The 17555-nt window shown below is 38.1% G+C and carries 20 protein-coding genes and 1 tRNA gene; 14 read left to right on the forward strand and 7 right to left on the reverse strand.

What is annotated here, in order from left to right:
* Position 1 precedes the first annotated feature (1 nt).
* Positions 2 to 538: a DUF2115 domain-containing protein gene (locus QZV03_RS00130; protein WP_296873694.1), complete on the forward strand. Its 537-nt coding sequence runs from the start codon at positions 2 to 4 to the stop codon at positions 536 to 538.
* Here QZV03_RS00130 and QZV03_RS00135 read toward each other — a convergent pair.
* Genes QZV03_RS00135 through QZV03_RS00145 form a run of 3 tightly spaced genes read right to left on the reverse strand, consistent with a single transcriptional unit; the run spans position 535 to position 2368 of the window.
* A complete protein-coding gene (locus QZV03_RS00135) occupies positions 535 to 1479 on the reverse strand; it encodes a DUF4231 domain-containing protein (protein ID WP_296873695.1) in 945 nt (314 codons plus the stop codon). The two genes, QZV03_RS00130 and QZV03_RS00135, sit on opposite strands and share 4 nt — an antisense overlap.
* A 6-nt stretch (positions 1480 to 1485) precedes the next feature.
* The gene (locus tag QZV03_RS00140) at positions 1486 to 1962 is read right to left on the reverse strand and encodes a GNAT family N-acetyltransferase (RefSeq protein WP_296873696.1); all 477 of its coding nucleotides are present in this window, start codon (positions 1960 to 1962) and stop codon (positions 1486 to 1488) included.
* 7 nt (positions 1963 to 1969) lie between these two features.
* The gene (locus tag QZV03_RS00145; protein ID WP_296873697.1) at positions 1970 to 2368 is read right to left on the reverse strand and encodes a C-GCAxxG-C-C family protein; all 399 of its coding nucleotides are present in this window, start codon (positions 2366 to 2368) and stop codon (positions 1970 to 1972) included.
* A gap of 89 nt (positions 2369 to 2457) precedes the next feature.
* On the opposite strand from QZV03_RS00145, the gene cfbD reads away from it, so the two are divergent.
* From cfbD to QZV03_RS00160, 3 genes are read left to right on the forward strand one after another with little or no spacing between them, the layout of a single operon-like run.
* Complete coding sequence (gene cfbD, locus QZV03_RS00150) at positions 2458 to 3531, forward strand: Ni-sirohydrochlorin a,c-diamide reductive cyclase catalytic subunit (RefSeq protein WP_296873773.1); 1074 nt, start codon at positions 2458 to 2460, stop codon at positions 3529 to 3531.
* Entirely contained in the window at positions 3528 to 4124 is a 597-nt protein-coding gene (gene hisH / locus QZV03_RS00155; protein WP_296873698.1) for an imidazole glycerol phosphate synthase subunit HisH, read from the forward strand. Before cfbD ends, hisH begins: the two co-directional genes overlap by 4 nt.
* Positions 4125 to 4126: 2 nt before the next feature.
* Complete coding sequence (locus tag QZV03_RS00160) at positions 4127 to 5491, forward strand: AIR synthase-related protein (RefSeq protein WP_296873699.1); 1365 nt, start codon at positions 4127 to 4129, stop codon at positions 5489 to 5491.
* A gap of 25 nt (positions 5492 to 5516) precedes the next feature.
* On the opposite strand, the gene QZV03_RS00165 is transcribed toward QZV03_RS00160, so the two are convergent.
* Positions 5517 to 5648, reverse strand: coding sequence for a hypothetical protein (locus QZV03_RS00165; RefSeq protein WP_296873700.1), 132 nt, complete (start codon positions 5646 to 5648; stop codon positions 5517 to 5519).
* Positions 5649 to 5703: 55 nt separating this feature from the next.
* Complete coding sequence (locus tag QZV03_RS00170; protein ID WP_296873701.1) at positions 5704 to 6567, reverse strand: S49 family peptidase; 864 nt, start codon at positions 6565 to 6567, stop codon at positions 5704 to 5706.
* Positions 6568 to 6790: 223 nt separating this feature from the next.
* Between QZV03_RS00170 and QZV03_RS00175 the strand changes: the two genes are divergently transcribed.
* The 8 genes from QZV03_RS00175 (at position 6791) to QZV03_RS00210 (ending at position 14147) form a co-directional block, all read left to right on the forward strand.
* Positions 6791 to 7198, forward strand: coding sequence for a hypothetical protein (locus QZV03_RS00175; protein WP_296873702.1), 408 nt, complete (start codon positions 6791 to 6793; stop codon positions 7196 to 7198).
* Positions 7199 to 7249: 51 nt separating this feature from the next.
* Positions 7250 to 7323: transfer RNA gene (locus QZV03_RS00180), tRNA-Arg, on the forward strand.
* Between the two features lie 21 nt (positions 7324 to 7344).
* Positions 7345 to 8601 carry a tRNA pseudouridine(13) synthase TruD gene (gene truD, locus QZV03_RS00185; protein ID WP_296873703.1) on the forward strand — a complete coding sequence of 419 codons (1257 nt, stop codon included), beginning with the start codon at positions 7345 to 7347 and terminating at the stop codon, positions 8599 to 8601.
* An 8-nt stretch (positions 8602 to 8609) separates the two neighbouring features.
* Positions 8610 to 9146 carry a zinc ribbon domain-containing protein gene (locus QZV03_RS00190; RefSeq protein ID WP_296873704.1) on the forward strand — a complete coding sequence of 179 codons (537 nt, stop codon included), beginning with the start codon at positions 8610 to 8612 and terminating at the stop codon, positions 9144 to 9146.
* Between the two features lie 9 nt (positions 9147 to 9155).
* Positions 9156 to 9545, forward strand: a complete 390-nt coding sequence (locus QZV03_RS00195) for a DUF126 domain-containing protein (protein ID WP_296873705.1) — start codon at positions 9156 to 9158, stop codon at positions 9543 to 9545.
* A gap of 7 nt (positions 9546 to 9552) precedes the next feature.
* A complete protein-coding gene (locus tag QZV03_RS00200) occupies positions 9553 to 10761 on the forward strand; it encodes an amidohydrolase family protein (RefSeq protein ID WP_296873706.1) in 1209 nt (402 codons plus the stop codon).
* Positions 10758 to 11549: a nitroreductase family protein gene (locus QZV03_RS00205; protein ID WP_296873707.1), complete on the forward strand. Its 792-nt coding sequence runs from the start codon at positions 10758 to 10760 to the stop codon at positions 11547 to 11549. The genes QZV03_RS00200 and QZV03_RS00205 overlap by 4 nt, the downstream gene beginning before the upstream one ends.
* A gap of 108 nt (positions 11550 to 11657) precedes the next feature.
* Positions 11658 to 14147, forward strand: a complete 2490-nt coding sequence (locus QZV03_RS00210) for a heavy metal translocating P-type ATPase (protein WP_296873708.1) — start codon at positions 11658 to 11660, stop codon at positions 14145 to 14147.
* Positions 14148 to 14151: 4 nt separating this feature from the next.
* Here the strand turns inward: QZV03_RS00210 and QZV03_RS00215 are convergent, their stop codons facing one another.
* Together QZV03_RS00215 and purB are read right to left on the reverse strand one after the other, a co-directional pair.
* Positions 14152 to 15009 (reverse strand): hypothetical protein, encoded by an 858-nt coding sequence (locus QZV03_RS00215; RefSeq protein ID WP_296873709.1) that lies wholly within the window; start codon positions 15007 to 15009, stop codon positions 14152 to 14154.
* Positions 15010 to 15017: 8 nt separating this feature from the next.
* Positions 15018 to 16367 carry an adenylosuccinate lyase gene (gene purB, locus QZV03_RS00220; protein WP_296873710.1) on the reverse strand — a complete coding sequence of 450 codons (1350 nt, stop codon included), beginning with the start codon at positions 16365 to 16367 and terminating at the stop codon, positions 15018 to 15020.
* Positions 16368 to 16502: 135 nt separating this feature from the next.
* Here purB and QZV03_RS00225 point away from each other — a divergent pair, with 135 nt between their 5' ends.
* Together QZV03_RS00225 and QZV03_RS00230 are read left to right on the forward strand one after the other, a co-directional pair.
* The gene (locus tag QZV03_RS00225) at positions 16503 to 16706 is read left to right on the forward strand and encodes a helix-turn-helix transcriptional regulator (protein WP_296873711.1); all 204 of its coding nucleotides are present in this window, start codon (positions 16503 to 16505) and stop codon (positions 16704 to 16706) included.
* A 371-nt stretch (positions 16707 to 17077) separates the two neighbouring features.
* The gene (locus QZV03_RS00230) at positions 17078 to 17554 is read left to right on the forward strand and encodes a CPBP family intramembrane glutamic endopeptidase (protein WP_296873712.1); all 477 of its coding nucleotides are present in this window, start codon (positions 17078 to 17080) and stop codon (positions 17552 to 17554) included.
* Position 17555: the final 1 nt, after the last annotated feature.

Genomic DNA, 17555 nt, shown 5'->3' on the forward strand with positions numbered 1-17555 from the left:
AATGGAAATGTATGATGACTTTTCTAATGTAATATCCAATGAGGAAAGTATTTCATGCGATTCAATTCTGGAAATCTTAAAAAAGTATTCAACCACAATTTCAGTATTTGACTTGATGGCCGTTAACGCCGAGATGATTGAGGAAAGCAAATACGTTCAGGAAAATTACAAGGAAAAGAGTCATGGTGTTTATGCAAAATACTTTTTGGGTCGCTTAAAAGATATAAACAGTGACAATAATCATTATTCACATCCCGTTGATAAGGAAGAGTTCATCGATGCGGTTGCCACCTTAAAATCATATCACGTCAATGAGTCAATGACATCAAAAACCAAATTTCCGCTAATCTATGGCATCATATCTATTTACACCACATTTGTTCTGGAAGAGCCTATCCATCCGGTGGGCACTCCGTTTCCGGGCTCACTGTATGTTGAGGAACATGATGGTGTTTTCTACTGTCCGGTAAAGGATGCAAATCTAGAATCTCCTAATGCAGTATGTAAAATGTGCATTGCCGAACAGTTGGATTTTTAAAACACCAAATCAGGTTTGTTTTTTGTCTGATATGAATACCATGTACTGTTTTCAATTAATGATTCACGTGCTAAAAAGACAATGATTTCTTCTGATTCTCCGTTTTTTGTTATTTCGGATTCCACATAATTGTAAAGCTCAATCATCCTTTTGTGATCATTGATTGTGTAGGTCAAGGACATTTTTCCATAATAGCTGCTGGTAAAAAGTGCGATTGCAGACATTGTTCCGACAACTATCTTCAAGATGGCCCGAACCGCATTGATGTTAAGGTTTCCCGGAGTTTGGGTGTATACATAAATCTCAAATCCTAATGTAAAGATATATGCCAGGATTGTAATTACCAGTACGACATTTGCGGTTCGGTTGTCCGTGTATTTTTTGTTTTCAGCATTAACAAGTGCACTGCCGCGGTATGATTTTTGATCCAATATCCAAAAGTTCAGTATTGGATTTTTTTCAGGGTTTTGCATTTTAGGCACTGTTTTTAAGACGGATTCGATCCATGGAAGTGACTGTTTAATAAACCAGGGCAGTATTTCAACAACCTGCCTTTGAACGCCTGCCACCGAAAGGAAAAATTGGATACGCAGAGTTTCTGCAAGAACACGGTACTCAATGTATTTTCTGTGGTATTCGGAATTGTCGGCTATTTTTCTGATGATAAACAAAAAGACAATCATTACCAAACATGCAAGAATGAGCCCATGAAGTTCCGCCTCGTCATATAAAAGGAAAAACATTGTCAGCAGTGTTCCGGAAACCGCCAATACAAATAGGACTCTTTGATGTTTTTTTGCATTTTCAATGCTTAAAACGTCAGCCGCACCATACAACTCATCAATGAACTTTAGTGTAGGGTCACTAATCTCTCCTGTGATGTGAGTTAGTGGCTGAGTCAGTTCCTCCTTGTCTTTGTAAAAAATATCTTTTCTTTTCATTGTATCTTACTTGGCCAATCTTTTTAGGGTATCTCCGGTGATTCTGTACACTGTCCACTCGTCCATGGGTTCGGCGCCCAGTGAAAGGTAAAAGTCAATGCTCGGTTTGTTCCAGTCAAGACACCACCATTCGAGCCTGCCGCAGTTTCTCTCAACAGCTATTGATGCCAATTTTTTAATCAAACCCTTGCCATAACCTTTCCCACGATATTCCGGTTTGACAAACAGGTCTTCAAGGTATATCCCTGCCTTTCCAAGAAATGTTGAGAAATTGTGGAAAAACAGTGCGAATCCGACTTCAACATCATCTTCAAGTGCAAATATTACCTCTGCAACTTTTTTTTCAAAAATCCATTCATTAAGCAGTTCTTCTGTCGCAACGACCTCATCAAGCATATCTTCATATTCCGCCAATTGTCTGATGAAATCCAAAATCAGGGTCAAATCGTCCTCTGTTGCAAATCGGAATTGCTTTTCTATCATCTAATCCCTATTCATCCAAAATATCTGCCATCTTGTTTGCAATGAATACGCAGCAGTCGACACAAGGGGATTTGTCTTCACCGTTTTTACTTATTATGTCGCATCTGACGGTTCCGTATTCTTCTTTAAATGCATTGAAGAGCTCTTTTGCATTGGATTTGATTTTTGCCGGATCATCGTTAATCAATCCGTTTGCCATCAATGCACCGGTCAGCGCTCCGCAGGTTCCCTCATCGAATGTTCCGCCCATTCCACCTGCAAATCCGCAGGCCAATTTTACCATTTCCTTTTGTGTGATGTCGACATCTGCTGTTTCACAAAGACCCATTAAAGTTGACTCGGAACAGCTTTTGAATTCACGGTATTCTCGTATTTTCTGTTCTAGAATTTCTTTGTCAAGTTTCATGATGCTCTCTCCAAATGTTAATTGTATAATTATATTAATGACGAATTTTAAATATTTATTTGTTGATTTAGAAAAAGGTGATAAAAATTATACATCCAAGACCAAGTCCAATTGCTGCTACTCTTTACACTTTAAGAGACATGAATGTTGATGTAATTATAATGCACGGACCTACAGGCTGTTGTTTTAGAACAGCAAGACTTCTTGAAGGAGATGGGGTGCGTGTTGTAACTACTGGAATGTCAGAAAACGATTTTATTTTGGGCGCCGGTGAAAAGCTGGTTGAGACACTGACCGAAGCCTATGAGACATTCAAACCTGAACTGATGGGAATTGCAGGAACCTGCGCAAGTATGATTATCGGTGAGGATTTAAAGGAGGCCATTGCAACTGCAGACCTGCCATGTACTGTAATCCCTGTTGAATCCCATGGGGGATCCGGTGAAGGGGACAATACTGTTGGTGCGATAATGGCGCTGGATGCGGCAGTTGAGGCAGGTGTTATTCCACGTGAGGAATCAGACAGGCAAATTGAGATGCTTGAAAAGGCAACTGAAGTTGAAAAGACCCGTGGAATGGCACAGGGAAAATACATTAAACCTAATTTTGGAGATTCAAAGGAAAAGGTTGCAAAAACTGTTGTCCAGGCACTTAAGGACAATAAAAAGGTGGCATTTGTACTTAACGTTAAAAAGGAAACATCATACTTGTTTGCTGATATCATTAATTTTGATTATAATGAAATAAATCCGGACAACAAGCCGGTCTTTGTTGCCAATCTTGACGAAAACATTGGTCTTCCAAGAATCAGGCAGCATGCGGTCAACATCAAAAATCAGTTGGATATTGAACCGGATTTTATCACTGGTGGACTTGACGAATATCCTATAACTGCAAATAAGGCTGCAGAATGCCTGAAAGATGAGGATTTGGATTTGATTGTGGTGTTTGGTGTTCCACATGCATTTCCAATTGAGGAGTTTGACATTGAATCCGTGGCAGTAACCGATGGACCACGTCTGGTGCAACCCCTTAAAGAGCTGGGCTACACCCATGTCGTTGCGGAGCTTGATGCACATTCAAAAACATTGGGAACAGATGAAATAGTGTTTTCGGACTTTGGAGGAATGATTAGATCAGCTATCGGGTGGTTGAACGAATGATTACAATAATAGACTATAAAAGCGGCAATTTAAAAAGCATATCAAACGGATTTAAAAAGATAGGTGCCGATTATCAAATCACTGACGATAAGGAGTTAATAGCAGACAGTGACTATCTTGTATTGCCAGGTGTGGGAGCATTTGGAAGTGCAATGGAAAACCTTGAGGCATTCAGGGATGTCATCTCAGAGCATGTGGCAAGCGACAAGCCATTTTTGGGAATATGTCTCGGTCAGCAGGTGCTTATGAGTGAAAGCGAGGAATCACCAAATGTCAGGGGACTGGACTTGTTTAAGGGCAATGTGGAATTGCTGAAAGGTGACGTAAAGATACCTCACATGGGATGGAACAGGCTGAAGGTCACAAATTCATCACCTATTCTTGAGGGAATCGATGGTGAGTACTTCTATTTTGTGCATTCATATCATGTGATTCCGGACGATGATGAAATAATCGCAGGTGTGTGCGACTATGGAGGGGATGTGGTTGCATCATTAAGTCAGAACAATCTGTTTTCAACACAGTTTCACCCTGAAAAAAGCGGTAAGGCAGGATTAAAGATTTTAAAGAATTTCACTAACTTGGAGATATAACAATGGATATTGAAGGTTTTGTAAGAGCAAGAATTGATGATTATTCATATGATGAACTGGCAGACATTCTTGCAGTAAGAATACGTGAATACAAAAAGATTTCAGAGGAAAACTCTCATGAAATGGCAAAGGCAGTAATAGACGAAGTCGAAACCACATTAAGATTACGTGACAGTGATGATGAATTTCTTAAGGAAATCGTTGACATCAACAAATCGGATGTGCTAATGGGGGAAATGGGTGTCGGCTCAAGAGGAGCCGGAGACTTTTTCGTCCACAGGAAAATCGCAGAAATCGTTGCATCAACCAACACTGCATCACTTGTCAATCCTTCAGAGCAGGATGACGGTGGGGTGGTGAAGGCACCTGTAAGCAATGATGAGGTCTATATTACAACAGCAGTTGACGGAATTCACTCAAGACTGAGTGAATATCCTTTCCTTGGAGGATTTCATGTAACCCGTGCCACACTCCGGGATGTCTGTGTAATGGGAGCGGATCCTGTTGCTATATTGAGTGATGTTCACCTTGCAGATGATGGGGACGTTTCCAAGATATTTGACTTTACAGCAGGTGTCGCTGCAGTATCAGAACTTGTTGATGTGCCGATTGTCGCTGGAAGTACCCTACGTGTTGGAGGGGACATGGTTTTAGGTGACAGGTTCGTTTCAGCCGTTGGAAGTGTGGGTGTTTCACCGTATCCTCCAACCGCAAGAAAAGGAGCTACAGACGGTGATGTGATTCTTTTAACTGAAGGTTCAGGTGGAGGAACAATCACAACCACTGCTTTGTATAACGGATTCTTTGATGTTGTGTGGGATACAATGAACGTTAACTTTGTACAGGCATCACATGCCCTTTTTGAAGCTGATTTGGTCAAGGACATTCATGCCATGACTGATGTTACAAATGGAGGGCTCAGAGGAGATGCCCATGAGATATCAAATACAACCGGTGTCGGTTTGGAGTTCTATGAAAAAGAAATCAGAAACATGGTGGCTCCTAATGTATTGAACATGCTTGAAACATTGAATATCGACCCATTGGGAGTATCAACAGACTCATTAATGCTGATTGTACCTCCTGAAATTGTAGAAGACATCAAACGTGCAGTTGGAAAATATGATGTTGCAATATCCGAAATAGGCGAGGTCAACACTTCAGGCGAACCTATTTTAATCAAAGAGGATGATTCAACAGAAAAATTGGTTCCTCTATTCAGGGAAGCTGCCTATACCAAAATTAAAAAGTTGGTTGGTGAGACAACACCTGAAGACTTCGAAGAAATGAAACAGAAAGTTCAGGAGGCTTCAGATAAGGCAATTGCCAAAAAAGAAAAAGTAATTGAGTATGTTAGAAAAAATTAATTGAAGAAAAATTCATATTTTTCTTCTACATTTTTCCACATTCGACTGAAATTTGACGGTCTCTTCTAAATTTTCCAGGGCCAAAGCGGGATTTTCTCATTCCTCTTTTTTCATATTCTTGAAATCTTTTTTTCATACGTCTTTCTACACCATTCATTTTCATCACCTTCTGCTCATTACTCTCGTTTGATTTTATTAATATAAATATTTTTTTATTCTGCAGTTCCAATGGCATAATATTCTCCATTTTGATTAACAAATAGTTTGTATTGAGGTTTGTGATTAAAATAACTCAAATAAGCGTGATGAATAGATAAGACGATGTCCTGGAGGTTTTCATCATCTTCTAAATATTTAATTTTTAAACCAATTTCTTGACATTTCTTTGCAGATAAGTTTTGGCTATGGTTTTTTGTAGTTTCACTCGTAATTAATTCATTTTTAATTTGATTAATTTCTTTTTCATTGTTTTCTTTAAACATGGAATACTTTAATGATTTTTCTAAAATATACTCTGACCATTTAATTGCCTTTTCACATTCGATTAATATATTTTCAGGATATTTGTCAAGTAATATTTCCCAAAATGGTATCAGTTCTGGATGTGTAGCAGTTTCCTTTTTTGCTAATTCGAATTCTTCAATAATATCTTTAGCAGCTAAATCTGATACTTGTGGATCGACTGACCCTAAACTTGAATGTTTTCCCATTAAAATTTCTTTACATGAGCATGCAATCATTGTTCCGCCGGACATTGATATCTGAGGGATAATTGCTCTTATATTGTCTCCAAAAACGGAGTGGAGATAATCAATTATGGATTCAGTTGCTGCTACGGATCCTCCTGGTGTGTGAAGTATCAAATCTAAACCTTTTGATTTGTCTAAATCTTTAATAACATTCATGAATCCATTTTTATCATAATCATCGATTGAAGTTTCTTCAGTATCTTGTGTTAAGAAGCTTGAAGAATAAATTATTACATTTCTACCGGTAATTTCATGTAACTTTTTTGTATAACTTATTACAGTACTAATTGGATTATTTTCTTTTTCTATTTCACTAAATGATGGCATTATTAATCCTCTTGGTATTTGGTATTGTTTAATCTCATTATCAACTTTGTCAAAATCATCGATGAAACAACCACTTTTGTAATAGTGAATAGGGTGGTGTTTAAATATACAATTTTTTGAAGTGCGACTAGGCACAAAATCATACAGTCGCACTTCGACATTTTATATAAATTTCAAAATCCAATTCAAGGGTATGTTAGATAATAAAGGTTCAATTTATATAATGGATGCAATTTTGGCAATATTTTTGCTTTTGTTGGTATTTTTGGTTGTAAACACCGCAATTACCATTCCAACAGCTGATTATTCCTATGAAAGTAAGGATATAAGAACTGCACAGGATACTATGGAGCTTTTGAGCGGTAAAATCAATTTTAATGATGACACGTTTCTTGAAAGGATTTCAGGGATTTTGAAGGACAATAAAAATTCAAAAAATTCTATTAGGCAGGTAAGTGCAATTTCAAAAGAGAAGTTAGATTCGTATAATCTTAAAAATTATCAGTTTCAGGAAAATAATGTCTTGAATGGCAAAGTTTTGGCTTCTTCGGGGAATTTAAATAGGGCTAATGAGGTTAATGTGGCAACAAGAAATTATGGGGATTATTCGTATACATTATATGTATGGTAATTATTAAATACTATGAAAATCTTAAATATTAATTGTTATCTTATTTTGTTGGCCCTGGTGGTGTAGTTTGGATAACACATGGGACTGCGGATCCCATTCCCCGGGTTCAAATCCCGGCCAGGGCATTATAATTTTCCGTGATTATTATGTTAAATGCTAATACTTATGTTACTTCCCAAAAAGGAATTGGGGGAACCATTAGAAACAGGTATGAAGACTTTTACGTTGAAGAAATTCCAGAAATCATTCCTTCAGGTGAAGGTCCAAACATATATATTTGGATTGAAAAGCTTGGAAGGACAACACTGGATGTTGTTTTGGACATTTCAAGGGATTTGCATATCTCAAGAAAGAGAATGGGCTTTGCTGGAATGAAGGACAAGAAGGCATTGACCCGTCAATGGATTTGTATTGCAAATATGGATTCACAGGAGCAATTCGACCGGGTCAATAATCTTGATATTTACAAAACTGATTTTTTAAAGGTTGTCAGAGGACGCAAAAAGCTTAGAATGGGTCAGCTTAAGGGAAACAAATTCAGGATATTGGTAAAGGATGTGGATGATATTGAATCATCAGCCGAAATCGCCAATGAAGTTTTAAAGGAACTTGAAAGCACAGGTGTTCCCAACTACTTCGGCTGGCAGAGATTCGGTAAGCCTAGAACCAATACCCATCTTGTCGGAAAGGCATTGATTGAAAATGACCTTGAAAAGGCTGTTTCAACATATATCGGTCACCCTTCCGAAGAGGAGCATGAGGAAAACCAGATGGCAAGGCAGGCATATGATGACGGAAACCTTGAGGAGTCTCTAAATCTTATGGGCAAGGGCATGAGATATGAAAAGATGATGATTCGTGAGCTGATAAGGGATTCCAAAAAAGGCGAATTAACCGACAAATCTTATAAAAACGCTTTGCATGCACTTCCAAAACCGCTTCAGAGAATGTTTGTTCATGCCTATCAGTCATATCTTTTTAACGAGGCCGTCAGCAATCGTGTAGCTATGGGAATTGACAAATACATTGAAGGAGACATCATCATCGACACCGAGGAGCACATTGTCTATGACAAGACTCCGCAGGAGTATCAGGAGTTGATGGATGATTTCAAGGTCAATCCTACATGTCCTTTGTATGGAACAAAGGTTCCTTATGCTGGTGGAGCTGTCGGAGAGATGGAAGAAAACGTCTTAAAAGGATATGGTCTGACAAAAGAGGATTTTGAAGTTCCTAAGATGCCACGTTTGGGAAGCCATGGACTCAGACGTTCCATGAGGTTCCAGGTATGGGATGCAAGTGCGACACCTACAGACGAGGGGGTCCTGTGTGAGTTTTCAATCAACAAGGGATCTTATGCCACTGCGGTTCTAAGGGAAATCATGAAGGTTGATGTTGTTTAGGTGATGATATGGTAATATGTCCGGATTGTGGAAAAGAGGTTCCAAAAGAGAAGTTCTGTAAAAACTGTGGGGCATATCTTGCAAATATTGAGGAAGCAAAACCGGCAGTGGAAAACGATTCGCTTCCAGGCCAATCAAGTCAAATTCCTGCAGGTAATGAGGTTGCTGTTTCACTGCAGGCAGGTGCAAAGTTCTGCCATAACTGTGGAAACAGTATTGCAGGCGATTTCAAGTTCTGTCCAAGCTGCGGTCAGGACTTAAGGCCAAATGTTTCCAACTCAATTGTGGTTAGTCATTCGACTGAAAAGAATGTTCTTTTGGCCGTAATTTTAAGTATATTTTTGCCGGGTCTAGGACAGATATATCTGGGCCTTGACCAGAAGGGTTCCATATTCTTGATTGCATATGTGGTATCTGCAATTCTGATTCTGATTCTTATTGGATTTTTATTATGCTTTGTAATTTGGATTTGGGCATTGATTGATACAATTATATCAGCCAATGCTCTCAATCGTGGAGATGAAATTCAAGATAAACTGTTTTAAGTGATGCTTATGATAAAATGTAGAAATATTGCAAAAGGTAAAGGTAAGGGGGAACTTATCGTTTCATCCGAGCCGATTAGTTTTTTAGGCGGAGTCAATCCCGAAAACGGTGAGGTTATTGACCCTAACCATGAACTGAAAGGTGAAATCATCAAGGACAAGGTATTGTTCATTCCTGGCGGAAAAGGATCCACAGTAGGGTCTTATGTAATATTCCAGATGATGAAAAACAATACTGCTCCAAAGGCAATCATATGTCTGAATGCGGAGCCTATTATTGCAACCGGTGCGATAATGTCAGATATTCCGATGGTGGATTCACCTTCTGAAATCAAGGACCTCACAACAGGCACAATGGTTGAAGTTGACGGAGATAACGGAACAATAGAAATATTATAGTGATAGTATGCAAACTCTAATTGAAAACGTAAATATTATAAATCCATTTGAGGAAATAAAAACAAATCAGAATGTCTTAATCGAAAACAACTTGATTAAAGAAATCTCATCACAAAAAATCAATGCCAACGCCAATATCATAGATGGAGATGATAATTATTTACTTTCCGGATTTATTGATTGCCATACCCATATCTTTGCAAAGGGTTTTCACAAACAGGAAAATATGGCAAATCCTTTGGGGCTACATTTTTACAATGCGGTTCCCCACTCTTTACAGACAATAAATGCCGGTGTAACAACAATTAGAGACTGCGGTTCTGCTGATTTGAGTTTCAAGATGGCTCAACAGCAAAAATTATTCACCGCCCCAAAAATTCACCTCTCCATCACTCCATTGGTGATGACCGGAGGACATTTCGACCTGCTTCTGCCGTCAGGATGGGATATGGAGATAATCTATCCGGGATTTCCTAAGGGAAGATGCGACGGTGTTGAAGAGGTTCTGAAAAAGACCCGTGAAGTGAAAAGGGCGGGCGCTGATTTTATCAAGGTAATGGCAAGTGGTGGAGTTTTAACAACCAATTCTTCTCCAGAATTTGCCCAGTTCAACAAAAAAGAATTAAAGACAATTGTTTGTGAGGCCAAAGCTAATGACATGAAGGTTTCAGCCCATTGCCATAGCTTGAAGGGCATGAACAATTGTATTGATGCAGGGTTTTCATCAATTGAACATGGAACATTCATTGACAAGAAAACCTCAAAGAGAATGGTTGAAAAAGATGTTAGTCTGGTTCCAACACTTCTTGTTCATCAATTCCTATATGAAAATGGCTTTCCAGAATGGGACAGCTATGCAGACGAAAAGACAGAAAAACTGAAAGAAATAGTCAAGGTTCACAAGGAAAACATCCGAGTAGCTTATGAACAAGGAGTAAACATATTGATGGGTACTGACAGTGGAGTAATTCCTCACGGACACAATCTCGAAGAGCTGAAGCATCTGACCGATATCGGCATGAGTGAAGCTGAAGCAATCGCAGCGGGAACCGTCAGGGCAGCTGAATTTTTAGGATTCGACAATTTGGGTCTTGTAAGGAAAAATTATGTCGCTGATTTGATTCTGGTCAATTCAAACCCATTGGATGATATCACCTGTTTGAGTGATAACGACAACATTTTAAGAGTTATTCAGGATGGTTATATGGTAAAATGAAACTGATGATTGATGAAGAGGAATGTATCGGATGCGGACAGTGCAAGTCCGTTTGTATAAGGGACAATATTGAAATAGATGATGTGGCGATAGAAACCGGAAGCAACTGCTTTGAATGCGGGCACTGTATGGCAATATGTCCTACTGAAGCCATTACACTTAAGATATTCAAGGGCCGTGAAAGCAGAATTGAGGACTACAATCCCAAAGAGCTTCCAGTCGAATATAATGATTTATTGCAATTTTTAAAACAAAGAAGATCTATCAGATGGTTTAAAAAGAAAAAAATTGATAAGGACACTTTCAATAAATTGTTGGAAGGCGCATACTATTCCCCTTCAGCACAAAATGAGCAGGATGTCGAATTTGTCGTTTTGGATAAGAAGCTCAATGATTTCATGAAGCATGTATATGATATCATTAAGGTTGAGGAAGAGGAATTTTTCAGAATCAAGGAATTCGGTGACTATTTGAGGGATAATTCAATTAAGGAATTTCATCCGTTGCTTTGGACAGGTCAGCAGCTGATTTTAACATTTTCAACAGATAAGACCAGTGCAGTTATTGCAAACACCCGTATGGAACTTCTTGCATACACTTTAGGCCTTGGAGGATTCTATTCACTATTCATTCTAAAGGCCGATGAGATTGACCATGATAAACTGATGGAATTTTTCCCTGGAATCGATAAAAACAAACACATGAATTCAGCCTTCATCATAGGATATCCTAAAAAGAGATTCAGAAGAACCATCCCTCACAAGGACATTAATGTCAATTATATGTAGGAAACTTTACTTTTCCTATAACTTTTTTTTGTAAGTTTAGCATTACCTAAACTTTATTATATATAAAATATAAATTTAGTTTCATTCAATAGAAACGGTTGTGATAGGATGGTAAAACATAAACATATGGATTTGCCGATTGAAGGAATGCACTGTGCTTCCTGTGTTTTAAGTGTTAATAAGACTTTTGGAAAAATTGAAGGTGTGGAGGAAGTTGATGCTGATTTGGCTTCCAATAAATTGCACATTACAGTAGACACTAAAAAAGTTTCATATGAACAGATGGAAAAGCTGGTTAAAAACCTGGGTTTTGAGCTGCATTCGGATGAGATGACCATCAGGATTCAGGGCATGCATTGCGCGTCATGTACGATGAATGTTGAGAACTTCCTGATAAGGTTGGATGGGATTTATGATGTAAAGGCTGATTTGACTTCACAGTCTGCCAAAATCAGATACGATTCTTCCAAAGTATCATTGGATGAAATCGAAAAGGTAATCGATTCATTGGGCTTTGAACTTTTGGGTGTCGAAGGACAGACTGAAATTGATGAGGAGGCTATCTATCAAAAGGACCTTGCAGATAAGCGTAACAGAATCATTGTAGGGCTGTTTTTCTCAGCAGTTTTAATGATTCTGATGTTTAGCGGATGGGATCCGTTAATGGGCCTGACACACGGCCTTCATCAGTCAACAGGTCTGCACATATCATCAATGGGACTCTTGTCCTTGCTGGTAAGTATTCTGCCGTTTCTTTATGTTTCATTGCCTATCCTTAAAGCCGGAATCAACGGTTTGATGCATAAGAACCTGAACATGGATGTAATGTATTCAATGGGTATTCTTGTTGCATACATCTCAAGTATCTTTGGAACATTCGGCATTGTTCTCGACCATACATTCATGTTTTATGACTCAGCTGTGATGCTTCCTTCATTTTTAATGATTGGAAGATACCTTGAAGCCAGAGCCAAAAAACGCACTTCAGATTCAATACGTGAACTGATAGGTCTCCAGCCAACAGTTGCAACAGCTATTGAAGTTGACGAAAATGGTGAGGTCATATCTCAGAAGGAAGTTTCCATTGCAGATATTGTATTGGATGACTTGCTTCTGGTAAAACCGGGTGAAAAGATTCCTGTTGATGGGGATGTTGTCGGCGGAGAGTCCTATGTCGATGAATCAATGATTAATGGTGAACCGATTCCTAAGGTCAAAAAGGATGGTGAAGAGGTCTTTGCCGGAACCATAAATCAGGATGGTGTCCTTCATATCAGAGCCAAAAAGATCGGAAAGGAAACAGTGCTGTCAAATATCATCCGTCTGGTTGAAAAGGCTCAATCCTCAAGACCTCCTGTTCAGCAGTTCGCAAATACCATTGTTACCTACTTCATACCGGTTATTCTGACTATTGCAATTGCAGTGTTCCTGATATGGTACTTTGTACTTGGTGCGACATTGCTCTTTTCATTAACATGTCTGATTTCAATATTGGTTGTCGCATGTCCATGCGCATTGGGTCTTGCAACTCCGACTGCGGTCACTGTAGGTGTAGGGCGTGCAGCCGAGTTCGGTATACTGATTAAAAACGGTGACACACTTGAAAATGCAGGTCAGATTGATGTGGCTGCATTCGATAAGACAGGTACCATTACCGAAGGTAAGCCTGAAGTGGATGATGTCATCGCCTATCAGGGTTCGGATGATGAGTTAATCGCTCTTGCCGCAAGCATCGAGCAGAATTCAACTCACCCTATCGCAAAGGCTATCGTAAACAAGGCAAAAGAGTTAAACCTTGAACTTGACCAGACATCAGAATTTGAAAATGTAACAGGTAAAGGAATTAAAGCAGTTTTGAATTCAAATGAAGTTCTTGCAGGTAACCTGTCTTTAATGGAGGCATCAGAAGTTGAAGTGTCTTCAGAAATTGTTGACAAGTACCATGAACTTGAAAAATTGTCAAAAACCATTATCCTTTTGGCTGAAAACAAAGAGGTAATGGGCATATTGAGCTTGTCCGATAAGATCAAGTCAACTTCCAAAAGGACCATCGAGGAACTCCATAAGATGGATATCGAAACCTACATGCTGACCGGAGACAATGAATCAACAGCACTGACTGTTGCCGGTGAGGTAGGAATCGACAATGTGGAGGCAGGAATTTTACCTGAAAACAAATTGGATATCGTCAAAAGGATTCAGGCAAAGCATACCAAAAAGGTTCTGTTTGTCGGGGACGGTATCAACGATGCACCTGCACTGACACAGGCTGATATCGGTGTTGCCATGGGTAACGGTACAGATATTGCAATGGAAAGCGGAGACATTGTTGTAATGGAAGGGGACTTGGAGAATGTTGTTGCTGCAGTCCAATTCTCTAAAAAGGTGATGCGCAGAATCAAGGAAAATATATTCTGGGCCTTTGCTTATAATTCAATTCTGATTCCTATTGCAGCTGGTGTTTTGTATCCTACATTCGGAATAACATTCGAACCGGCACTGGCAGGACTTGCCATGGCATTAAGTTCAGTTACAGTCATATCCCTTTCACTGATGCTTAAGAGATATGTTCCTGAAATAAAAAGAAGTAAAAATTAATTGATTAGATTCTAAAATCAATTAATTTAATTTTAATTTTTCCAATTTTCGGTGCTAAAAAGTTATAGAAAAATCCAATAAGATAGAATTCAACAAATCCACCGATAAACCCACCAAGGACACTACCGATAAAAGCATTGATGTTGCTTCCACTGAACACTGAAATGAGTCCTGTGATTATGCTTAAAATACCACAGATTAAAGCAAATGCAATGGCAAGTTTCATTGTATCGATTGAATCAATCACTGTTAAACCGTTATCCTCACTTAGATTCAATACAACTCCCTTACCTGATTTTGCAAGGAAATTGTAGATGTGAGTTCCAATCAGGACAAACACGAATGTTATGATGAATGTACCGAATATCAACATTAAAATTGTTGTAGGTTGGCTTAGGATTCCAAGCAACTGGTAAATTCCGTAGGCCAGTGTGCTTTGACCGGTAAACATTAGTGTCTGAATCACTGAGGTTAAAAGCAGCGGTAAAATAAATACTGAAACAAGATAGATTAGGATAAACTGTATTGTCAATATTATTCCGGTCATTGTTGCGGTTTCAGTTGTTGAGATTTTAACGATTTCCTTTCCGTCTTTGATTATGACTGCTATTGTCTTCAGTCTTTTGGCAAGCACATTGTAAATCAGTCCTTGACAGAAACTGTTGTAAATTGAATACATGAATGTTCCTACAATAACTGTTGGAATCAGATATATTACAACACTTGCCGCATTGGCGTTTGTTGCTACGATTACAATTGAAAGGAGGATTGCAGATATTATTGAAAATAAAACTGCAATTCCGGTATTCATTGTAGTAAAAGAAGATAATTCTATAGATTTCAGTTCTTTTACATCACTCATCCTATCACCTAAAACCAGCTTTCTGATTTTTCAAGTAACTCGTCGATGATTATTGGTATGGAACCGATGTATGTATGTGGATCCATAATCTTGTCGACATCTTCCTGTGTAAGAAATTTCTGAACTTCCTCATCCTCTAAAATCAGTTCGCCGAGCAACAGTTTTTCCTTGTTTGCCTTAATTGCGTTTTTCCTTACAATACCGTATGCGGTTTGTTTTCCCATTCCCGCACGGGTAAGTTCGGCCATTAATCTTTCAGCCATGATAAGACCGTTGGTCAGGTTAAGGTTTCTTTCGATGTTTTCATCGTAGAATACCAAATTGTTCATAAGTTTGATTGATAAGTTCAGGATGTAGTCTGTCAGAATGCAGCTTTCCGGAAACATTATCCTTTCACAAGAGGAATTGGTCAGGTCTCTTTCGTGCCAGAGAGGGTTGTTGTCCAATGCTGCGTTGACATATGATTTAACGATTCTTGCAACACCACAGATTCTTTCAGCAGTAATCGGATTCATCTTGTGTGGCATTGTACTGCTTCCCACCTGTTTTTCAGGATCGAAGTATTCTCCAACTTCCATGAGTTCTGTTCTTTGAAGACTTCTGATTTCAAGTGCGATTTTGTCTAATGTACTTGCGATGTTTGCAAGAACGCTTATGAATTCAACATGGTTGTCCCTTTGCACGACCTGGTTGGTGATTGTTGCTGCAGGCAATTCCAGGATTTCTGCAACGGTTTTATGGATTTCCCATCCTTGTTCGCCTAATGCGGCGGTTGTACCTACTGCACCATCCATCATTCCAATACATACGTTGGATTTTGCATTTTCAAGTCTTACATATTGTCTGTGCAGTTCATCTGCCCATAGACCGAATTTCATTCCGTATGTGGTCGGGAGTGCATGTTGTCCGTGTGTACGTCCGATGCACACTTTCATTTTATTTTCGCTTGCAAGTTTGAGCATTATTTTTGTTAATCTTTCTAATTTTTCTTCTAAAACATCAATTGAGTCACGAATGAGCAGGGAATTTGAGCTGTCTACAATGTCGTTGGATGTGGCTCCGAAGTGAACGTATTCTCCAGCACCATTTTCACATACTTCAGTGATTGATTTGGATAATGCTGCGATATCGTGGTTGGTTTCAGCTTCAATTTCTTTCATTCTTTCAAGCTTTACATATTTTGTATTGGCCTTTGCTGCGATTTCATCTGCAACTTCCTGTGGAATAATTCCAAGTTTTCCTTCAGCCAATGCCAATGCAGCTTCTACATCAAGCATTCTTTGTAATTTATTTTCCTCTTCCCAAATATTTTTCATTTCAGGAGTACCATACCTAAATTCAATTGGGTGTATAGCCATTTTTTATCAACTCACAAAATTATTATAATGATATTATTTATTATCGTTCAAAGTTTTATAATCTTTGGCAAACATTTATATTCTTTTATTATAAGATTTATTATTACTATTATAAATCGTATAATAGGTGATTATTTGGAAACTAAAATACGACAATTTCGCCAAGAGAAGGCTATGACCCAACAGGAATTGGCCGATTTGGCAGGCGTAACTCGCCAGACAATAAACGCATTAGAGAATGCTCGCTATAATCCTTCCTTAGTATTAGCCTATAAAATTACTAAAATATTAGGTAAAAATGCAATTGAAGAAGTATTTTTGCTTAGTGATGAAGAATGAGTAGAATAATATTATAACATTTGAAGAGAGTAGTAGTTTGTAACATATGTTAGAGTATTCTCTCATTATTTTTTTGATTGATTTTTTTCTCGATTCAGATGTCCTTATTCAATGATAAACTCAAAGAAATTACCTTAAAGGAAGTTTTAATTTTAATTATTGCCTTATTTTTTATTCAATATTTTATTAATTCTTTTAATATTGTTCACATTGACGTCGTTTGGATTTATATATTGCTGATTTTTTATTTTATTTTCAAACTTAAAACTGAACTTTTTTCAATTACGGATGATATTTCAAGTCTATTTTCCAGAGATATTATAAAATCGGTTCTTGTTATCGTTTGTTTAAACATATTTTTTTCATATGGAATGTTATATTTTTGCGATTTCATTTTAAAGGGTGTAAATTCATTTAATGCATTTAACACATTTCTGCCGTTCAGTTTTCTTGCAACAATTGTCGTTTCTCCAATTTCAGAGGAACTGATATTTAGAGGAGTTTTTCTAAACAGATTGAAGCTTATAGTTCCCACCACATTTGCGGTCTTGATTTCTTCACTTCTCTTTGCGTCCCTGCACGGTTTCGGCAGCATCTTTTCGGCCTTTATATTCGCAGTTTGTGTTGCAATTCTTTATCTGAAAACGGACAATATCTTAGTTCCAATTTTTGCACATTTTTTAAACAACCTCATTGCCGAGGTAATTGTCTTTTTGGACTCAGGTGAAATATTATTCACAAATAATTTGGTGATGGGTGCAGTCTCCATTCTTGCAGTCATTTCATTTGTGTTAATTTTATATTTCATAGTCAAACAGTTAAATAGTATTAATCATAATAATTTTTAAT

This window comes from uncultured Methanobrevibacter sp. (assembly GCF_902788255.1).
GTDB lineage: Archaea > Methanobacteriota > Methanobacteria > Methanobacteriales > Methanobacteriaceae > Methanocatella.

Bases quoted from the DNA above. Each gene is read 5' to 3' on its own strand.
- QZV03_RS00130 (WP_296873694.1), top strand. From the start codon at position 2: ATGGAAATGTATGATGACTTTTCTAATGTAATATCCAATGAGGAAAGT.
- QZV03_RS00135 (WP_296873695.1), bottom strand. From the start codon at position 1,479: ATGAAAAGAAAAGATATTTTTTACAAAGACAAGGAGGAACTGACTCAG.
- QZV03_RS00140 (WP_296873696.1), bottom strand. From the start codon at position 1,962: ATGATAGAAAAGCAATTCCGATTTGCAACAGAGGACGATTTGACCCTG.
- QZV03_RS00145 (WP_296873697.1), bottom strand. From the start codon at position 2,368: ATGAAACTTGACAAAGAAATTCTAGAACAGAAAATACGAGAATACCGT.
- hisH (WP_296873698.1), top strand. From the start codon at position 3,528: ATGATTACAATAATAGACTATAAAAGCGGCAATTTAAAAAGCATATCA.
- QZV03_RS00160 (WP_296873699.1), top strand. From the start codon at position 4,127: ATGGATATTGAAGGTTTTGTAAGAGCAAGAATTGATGATTATTCATAT.
- QZV03_RS00165 (WP_296873700.1), bottom strand. From the start codon at position 5,648: ATGAATGGTGTAGAAAGACGTATGAAAAAAAGATTTCAAGAATATGAA.
- QZV03_RS00170 (WP_296873701.1), bottom strand. From the start codon at position 6,567: ATGCCATCATTTAGTGAAATAGAAAAAGAAAATAATCCAATTAGTACT.
- QZV03_RS00175 (WP_296873702.1), top strand. From the start codon at position 6,791: ATGGATGCAATTTTGGCAATATTTTTGCTTTTGTTGGTATTTTTGGTT.
- truD (WP_296873703.1), top strand. From the start codon at position 7,345: ATGTTAAATGCTAATACTTATGTTACTTCCCAAAAAGGAATTGGGGGA.
- QZV03_RS00190 (WP_296873704.1), top strand. From the start codon at position 8,610: ATGGTAATATGTCCGGATTGTGGAAAAGAGGTTCCAAAAGAGAAGTTC.
- QZV03_RS00195 (WP_296873705.1), top strand. From the start codon at position 9,156: ATGATAAAATGTAGAAATATTGCAAAAGGTAAAGGTAAGGGGGAACTT.
- QZV03_RS00200 (WP_296873706.1), top strand. From the start codon at position 9,553: ATGCAAACTCTAATTGAAAACGTAAATATTATAAATCCATTTGAGGAA.
- QZV03_RS00205 (WP_296873707.1), top strand. From the start codon at position 10,758: ATGAAACTGATGATTGATGAAGAGGAATGTATCGGATGCGGACAGTGC.
- QZV03_RS00210 (WP_296873708.1), top strand. From the start codon at position 11,658: ATGGTAAAACATAAACATATGGATTTGCCGATTGAAGGAATGCACTGT.
- QZV03_RS00215 (WP_296873709.1), bottom strand. From the start codon at position 15,009: ATGAGTGATGTAAAAGAACTGAAATCTATAGAATTATCTTCTTTTACT.
- purB (WP_296873710.1), bottom strand. From the start codon at position 16,367: ATGGCTATACACCCAATTGAATTTAGGTATGGTACTCCTGAAATGAAA.
- QZV03_RS00230 (WP_296873712.1), top strand. From the start codon at position 17,078: ATGTTATATTTTTGCGATTTCATTTTAAAGGGTGTAAATTCATTTAAT.